Genomic DNA, 5,159 nt, shown 5'->3' with positions numbered 1-5,159 from the left:
AAAACTACCGGAAGGGGGGGTCGTGTGCGTCCATATTCAGGCAGGTTCCCTTTGTTCTTTACCGTGACTCATTCTTTTCGGTTATACAACCCGGTTTGCCCGGATCGTGTAGGTGACCCGCGTGTCCTCTCCGTGGTTTTGAGAGAGGGAGGCACCGGCCCGTTCACAGAGCCCGCACAGGAACCGGGATGTCTTCAGTAATTCGCACCCCGGTGACGGCGACGGCGTAGTACCGGAGATGCTGATTGTCGCGTCATCCGCACTGCTGCATACCGCTATCCGGATGGCAGGGGACCCTTTCCCCACGAGCTCTTCGAGAATATAGGTCAGGAGATCGCTGAAATCATCGCGGTCAATGGTGACAAACAGGGGATCGGGGGCATTGTCAACCACTACCTCCACATCCTCAAGAAGGGGCCGGGTCCCGATGCTTGAGAGCAGGAGTTGGGCAAATGCCTTCTCATCATCTGCTGAAGAGAGCAGCGCATCACTGGAGATGGAAGGGATTGTCAGGCCTTCGACAAGGGCCTCGATGAGCGATGACAGGTCCACAACCGTCACCTCGCGCGGGGGTGTGAACCCGCGGAAGATGGTGATATAGTCAGCAAGGAGCCGCTCCGTGCGGCGGACAATTCCCGGGTCGATGATCTGCGCCAGTTCGTCCGTTTTGAAGGTCCGCTGCAGTTTGCCGATTACCTGCCCGGCCTTGAGGGCCAGGTGGACCGAGACACCCTGTTTCTTATGGTGCTCTTCAGAGAATACCCGGAACGCATCAAGGAGTTCATCGATAGTATCGCCTTTGATGAGCGTGCCGAGTTCCTCTGCCGTTCCCGACTCTTCCAGCTCGTCAAGCACATACGAGACATAATAGAGCCGGCCTGCCATGACCGTGAAGAGCTGGTTCACCTGCTCCATGATATCTTCAGCATAGGTGGCAATCTCTGCGGCGCGGTCCGGGGTGAATTCGGCAATGTCGGCAAGGGTGGCGGCGTCCCGCTTCACGAGCGGGAGCATCGTGTGTGCATCGGCAACGGGAATAGGGCGCCCATGGCCCGGGCAGAGCAGCGAGATCTCCTTTTTGTCCAGCAGGGTGCCAATCCCGTCAAGTGATCCGATGAGATCCTCCTGCGACCACCCGATTATGCCGGCGATCCCCGGGTTGGCCGCGAAGAGGAGATCGCCAATGAAGAGCAGTTCGCCCATGTGGATGCAGATGCTGTCCCTGCTGTGACCGGGAGTATGGAAGACCTCGAGCGGGGGGCTGTCAGGCCCGAACACGATGGTCTCCCTGTCGAGATGTATGGATGCTTCCCCTGCAGGGAGTGCCGTGACCGTAACCAGGGCGCCGTTTGAGAAGCAGAGTTCGACAGGCACACCCGGACTCTCCCTGCGCCCGGGTGTCACAAGACGGAACCCTGCCTTCATCGGGACTATGCTCGTATTGAACAGCGCGGCCTGCGTCATCGCGGCATCGCCCCGTTCAAGGCAGGCCGCACCCTCATCCTGCACCATCAGCACCGCTGCCCCGGCAACCGCGAGTGCCGGCGTGTTCTGGATCGCGATAAAATGGTCGATGTGCGCATGCGTGAGAAGGATGAAGAACGGGCGCTCCTTTGCGGCCCGGCATTCCGTCACCACCCGCATGATCTGCTCTGCCTGTGCGGGAAGGCCGCCGGGGTCGATCAGGATGATAGCATCCGGCGTCTGGATGAGATACGAGTTGGAGGATACGGTGTCGATCTTCCGGATAAGCGGAAAGAGTGTTGCCCCGCCCGCTCCGGGCAGGGGCTGCCATTCAAGAGAAACCAGCTGGTCGTTACCAGCCGGCAAGGGCTTCTCCCTCAGATGCGTAGATGGAAAAGATCGAGGTGAACCCTGCAAGCTTGAGGATCTTCAGGACCTCGGGAGAGAGGGAGCAGATCCCGAATTTGTCCCCGGGGTTTTTCAGTTTCTTCGCTGTCGCAAGGAGCACCCGGAGGCCGCCGCTGCTGATATAACTTACACCGGCAAAGTCCAGCAGGACCTTCCGCTGGCCGCCGTCAATAACCCTGTTGATTGCCTGTTCCAGTTCCGGTGCCGTGGCAGTATCTATCCTGCCGTTAAGGGAAAAGGTGGTTGCATTGTCCTTACTGGTAGTGGTAATTTCCATATTTGTTCCCCAAAATTTTCCTCTGATTCTTTTGTTATGTCGGCGCTGGAAAAAGATAATCCTATCTCCTTTGCATTTTTTAAACAGGCTTATGAAGAAACGGGGCACAAGGGTAATGGTCATTCATGGTAATAATCCGCCTCTCATTCACCGTCTCTTCCTCTTCCCCTGCAACGGGCCTCACCGGTCTCTTTTGGGAGCTGGTCAGGCTTGCCCTGTCGCAGGGGATGGATTCAAAAACGATGATGGCAAAGATCCTTGATGAGGTCAGAATGTTCTGCGGGGACCATCCCCCGTCAGATGACATCACGCTGATGATTATCAGGATGGAATAACCATGAGTGAACGCCCGGCTGCACTGTCCATCAGGTCCGACATCAACGAGATACCCCGGGTCTCGGACCTGATTGAATCGGTCATGCAGGGCCAGCAGTTTCCTGATGAGGACATCCTCGACACGCAGCTCGCGGTCGAGGAGGTGGTGACCAATGTCATCATGCACGGGTATGGGGAAGGCGGGGGAGAGATCGTTGTATCCCTGTGCTACCATGCGGATGAGTCTGCCATGGAGATCCGGGTCGAGGACCGCGCGGAACCCTTCGACCCGCTCACCCTTCCGGAACCGGACATCTCGTTAGGCATCGATGAACGGAAGATCGGCGGCCTTGGGATCTTCTTAACCCGCCAGGTCATGGACGATATCCGGTACCAGTATGAAGACAACAAAAACGTCCTCATCCTGACGAAAAAGAAAAAGAGATCGGGGTAACCCCCACGTTCGCGGTTCAGGGCTCGCGGGCAATGTCCTGGATATACGCGATCCCGATCTTCGCCTTCCGGAGCCGGGTCGTGTCGAGGAGGTGGCGCATGTCCACGAACTCGCCGTCGGTTACAATCTTTTTTACCTGCGAATTCAAATCAAGGGTCGCGTCGTAGGGGATGTTCCGGAAGACAACACCATGGTTGTGGAGGTACATCTCTTTTCCTGCACCCTTGTTCAGGGGATTTGCATAATATAGCGCGTCAAGCGCCTCCGGGCTGAACGATGAGAGATCAGCGCTGAGGTCGACCCCCACGCCGAAACTGACGAGCGTGTCGCCCTGGTACGAGGTTCCGGCGTCCGATGCCATCCATTCATGGGCCCTTGATGGGGAGAGGATCGATTCGCCTTTCGGGAGCGAGCCGGCAACCGGCGCCTTTTTCAGGCCGGAGCTGGCAAAGCCCGAGAGAACACCCCACATCGTCACGGCAACAACGCCCCGGTAGGTCTTCACCCGCTCTTTTGCCGAGGAGAAGATGACACGGTAGATGTCGGCAATGGAGACGCCCTGCGGATCAGCAGCGTCAAGGGTAAGGTACTCGTTGAACGGCCCATCCAGCGTGATGTTGTACCCGGTATAGACCGGCAGGTCTCCCCCGGTTGCCGCTCCCGGCGTCAGGAAATCGGGTGTGCTGTGGCCATCAGTGGGAAGCCAGACCATCGAGCCATAGAGCGTGATCATCTCGCCTAAGAGCGGCATCGCGTCGTTGACATCGGCGCCGAGCGCGCCAAGGCCCAGCGAGTACGTCACCTCGGAGAACTTCTTCACCTTCACGTCCGGCCCGGTGATGGTTGCATGGAGCACCTTGTCAAGATCCCCGGTAACGCGGAGGACCGGGTTCTTGGTCATCCACCCGGGCTCGATGGTCAGGCTGACATTGCCCTCGATGATCTTCTTGTAGAAGATCTCGTTGAAGAGCGACGGGTTCTTCCGTTTTTTGCGGATGTCAGAAACCGCCTCTTCCGTTGTCGGGTACAGGGTAAAGACCGAAGTGAAGCCGGCCATCTCCAGCACTTTGTAAGGATACTCACCGACCGCCGCAAGCGCGAACTGGCCGTTCCTCCGTTTCAGCTCGCGCTTCAGCCCGTTGAATGTCCGTATGCCCCCACTGCTCAGGTAGGCCGATCCCGAGAGATCGATGACCAGTTCCTTGTCATCGTCATTGAGTTCTTCCCGCGCCCACTCATCGAGCTGCCGGGCCCCGTGGGCATCGAGCCTCCCGTTGACGAAAAAAACAAGGATTCCATCCCTTCGTTCGCTTCTGGCTTCCATGAGATTCGCTTCCGTTTATGGAGTTATTACGTAAAGCCACTTATAATGGTGAGGTACCGGGAAAAAACCGGAGGGAAAAATTCCAGCATCACTCCTGAAGCGTTTATATTTCCGGGCACCGGAGTACTTGCATGGATCTCACCTCAGCCCGGCGCATTGTCACCTTCGTGCTCGTCCTCCTCTGCGCCATCCTTGTTTCCAATACCCTTTCGAATATCATTATGGCGGCCCTCGGCTTTACCGGGATCTTCGGGTTCATCATCGGCTTTGTGCTCTATGCGGTTTTCTTTTTTGGCGTCCTGTACTTCTTCGAGCGGTTCTTTGGGATCACGATCTTCCGGTTTGGGCGGCAGTGAGGAAGGGCTCCGGCCAGGTGGTGTGCAGCCAGCCAGGTTCCCGACCCTGGGTGTTCCGTCGGTGAATGAGATATCGCCGTCGTAGATCGGTATCTGGAAAGCGGGCTTTCCCCGTATCCCCCAGCTCACAGTCCGATCCGGCAGGAGATCGGCCAAAAGAACGTGGCTAAAATTTACCTCTGGTTTTCAGACGTGAAAATGGTCAATGAAACGTCAATTATTCCCTCATTTTCCGGAATTATTCCCTCTGGTGCCGGAAAAGAGGGGAATCCGGGGCCGTAGCGGGGCCGTAGCGGGGCCGGATAAGGTCAATCCCTGTAAGGTCTTTTCCAACCCCCCGGTCCTCGCTCTTCCGGCAAACCGCAGTAGTTTAAAGGAGAAATTCCCGGACTTCCATAACCTGGGAAGGAAGTTACAGCCCGTGCACGGTGTTGTTTCGCACTGAAGAGCCAGGGGATAATTCACGGGGACTTACGCACATTCCCGGGAAAAAACAGAAGCATGATTTTCTACCTTCATATCATCCCCCGCCCATTCACCGGAAGAATCATCCCCTCATCC

The 5,159-nt window shown here is 56.9% G+C and carries 6 protein-coding genes; 3 read left to right on the top strand and 3 right to left on the bottom strand.

The features are described from left to right. Positions 1 to 81: 81 nt before the first annotated feature. Both CW742_RS06830 and CW742_RS06825 read right to left on the bottom strand, forming a co-directional pair. Positions 82 to 1,830, bottom strand: coding sequence for an MBL fold metallo-hydrolase (locus CW742_RS06830; protein ID WP_292418279.1), 1,749 nt, complete (start codon positions 1,828 to 1,830; stop codon positions 82 to 84). Next, entirely contained in the window at positions 1,817 to 2,149 is a 333-nt protein-coding gene (locus tag CW742_RS06825; protein ID WP_292418276.1) for an STAS domain-containing protein, read from the bottom strand. The genes CW742_RS06830 and CW742_RS06825 overlap by 14 nt, the downstream gene beginning before the upstream one ends. 125 nt (positions 2,150 to 2,274) lie before the next feature. Here CW742_RS06825 and CW742_RS06820 point away from each other — a divergent pair, with 125 nt between their 5' ends. Together CW742_RS06820 and CW742_RS06815 are read left to right on the top strand one after the other, a co-directional pair. Further along, the gene (locus CW742_RS06820) at positions 2,275 to 2,484 is read left to right on the top strand and encodes a hypothetical protein (RefSeq protein WP_292418273.1); all 210 of its coding nucleotides are present in this window, start codon (positions 2,275 to 2,277) and stop codon (positions 2,482 to 2,484) included. Between the two features lie 2 nt (positions 2,485 to 2,486). Further along, positions 2,487 to 2,918 (top strand): ATP-binding protein, encoded by a 432-nt coding sequence (locus tag CW742_RS06815; protein ID WP_292418270.1) that lies wholly within the window; start codon positions 2,487 to 2,489, stop codon positions 2,916 to 2,918. Positions 2,919 to 2,934: 16 nt separating this feature from the next. On the opposite strand, the gene CW742_RS06810 is transcribed toward CW742_RS06815, so the two are convergent. After that, on the bottom strand, positions 2,935 to 4,242 hold the full coding sequence (locus CW742_RS06810; protein WP_292418267.1) for an STAS domain-containing protein: 1,308 nt from the start codon (positions 4,240 to 4,242) through the stop codon (positions 2,935 to 2,937). Between the two features lie 131 nt (positions 4,243 to 4,373). Here CW742_RS06810 and CW742_RS06805 point away from each other — a divergent pair, with 131 nt between their 5' ends. Further along, entirely contained in the window at positions 4,374 to 4,598 is a 225-nt protein-coding gene (locus CW742_RS06805; protein WP_292418264.1) for a hypothetical protein, read from the top strand. Positions 4,599 to 5,159 lie beyond the last annotated feature (561 nt).

It is taken from the genome of Methanoregula sp. (genome assembly GCF_002835825.1).
In the GTDB taxonomy this organism is placed as follows: domain Archaea; phylum Halobacteriota; class Methanomicrobia; order Methanomicrobiales; family Methanospirillaceae; genus Methanoregula.
This window is presented reverse-complemented; position numbering and strand designations above follow the sequence as displayed.